Origin of the sequence: Janthinobacterium sp. PC23-8 (genome assembly GCF_002250505.1) — a bacterium.
GTDB lineage: Bacteria > Pseudomonadota > Gammaproteobacteria > Burkholderiales > Burkholderiaceae_D > Janthinobacterium.
In genome coordinates, this window is the sequence record NZ_NJGY01000001.1 from 2,357,247 (window position 1) to 2,358,621 (window position 1,375).

The window sequence follows — 1,375 nt, forward strand, 5'->3', positions numbered from 1 at the left end:
CCTCTGTACCTGCTAAGGTTATAGGGACAAGCCGTACGGGCAATTAGTACTGGTTAGCTTAATGCATTACTGCACTTCCACACCCAGCCTATCAACGTCCTGGTCTCGAACGACCCTTCAAAGAGCTCAAGGCTCTGGGAAATCTCATCTCAAGGCAAGTTTCCCGCTTAGATGCTTTCAGCGGTTATCTCTTCCGAACTTAGCTACCCGGCAATGCCACTGGCGTGACAACCGGTACACCAGAGGTTCGTCCACTCCGGTCCTCTCGTACTAGGAGCAGCCCCCTTCAAATTTCCAACGCCCACGGCAGATAGGGACCAAACTGTCTCACGACGTTTTAAACCCAGCTCACGTACCACTTTAAATGGCGAACAGCCATACCCTTGGGACCGGCTACAGCCCCAGGATGTGATGAGCCGACATCGAGGTGCCAAACTCCCCCGTCGATATGAACTCTTGGGAGGAATCAGCCTGTTATCCCCAGAGTACCTTTTATCCGTTGAGCGATGGCCCTTCCATACAGAACCACCGGATCACTATGTCCTACTTTCGTACCTGCTCGACTTGTCAGTCTCGCAGTTAAGCACGCTTATGCCATTGCACTATCAACACGATGTCCGACCGTATCTAGCGTACCTTCGAACTCCTCCGTTACACTTTAGGAGGAGACCGCCCCAGTCAAACTGCCTACCATGCACTGTCCCCGATCCGGATAACGGACCAAGGTTAGAACCTCAAACAAACCAGGGTGGTATTTCAAGGTTGGCTCCACGAGAACTGGCGTCCCCGCTTCAAAGCCTCCCACCTATCCTACACAGATTGGTTCAAAGTCCAATGCAAAGCTACAGTAAAGGTTCATGGGGTCTTTCCGTCTAGCCGCGGGTAGATTGCATCATCACAAACATTTCAACTTCGCTGAGTCTCGGGAGGAGACAGTGTGGCCATCGTTACGCCATTCGTGCAGGTCGGAACTTACCCGACAAGGAATTTCGCTACCTTAGGACCGTTATAGTTACGGCCGCCGTTTACTGGGACTTCAATCAAGAGCTTGCACCCCATCATTTAATCTTCCAGCACCGGGCAGGCGTCACACCCTATACGTCCACTTTCGTGTTTGCAGAGTGCTGTGTTTTTATTAAACAGTCGCAGCCACCAGTTTATTGCAACCCTTTCACCCTTCTGGAGTAAACCAGTCAAGCTACCGGGGCGTACCTTTTCCCGAAGTTACGGTACCAATTTGCCGAGTTCCTTCTCCCGAGTTCTCTCAAGCGCCTTAGAATACTCATCTCGCCCACCTGTGTCGGTTTGCGGTACGGTCTCGTATGACTGAAGCTTAGAGGCTTTTCTTGGAACCACTTCCGATTGCTTCATGCAC

The 1,375-nt window shown here is 51.6% G+C and carries 1 other annotated feature (running past one end of the window).

Going from position 1 to position 1,375, the window contains the following annotated elements:
* Nucleotides 1-22: 22 nt before the first annotated feature.
* Nucleotides 23-1,375, reverse strand: a sequence feature (mutual gap in cmsearch alignment for this rRNA model is longer than 100); it runs 1,722 nt beyond the window's last position.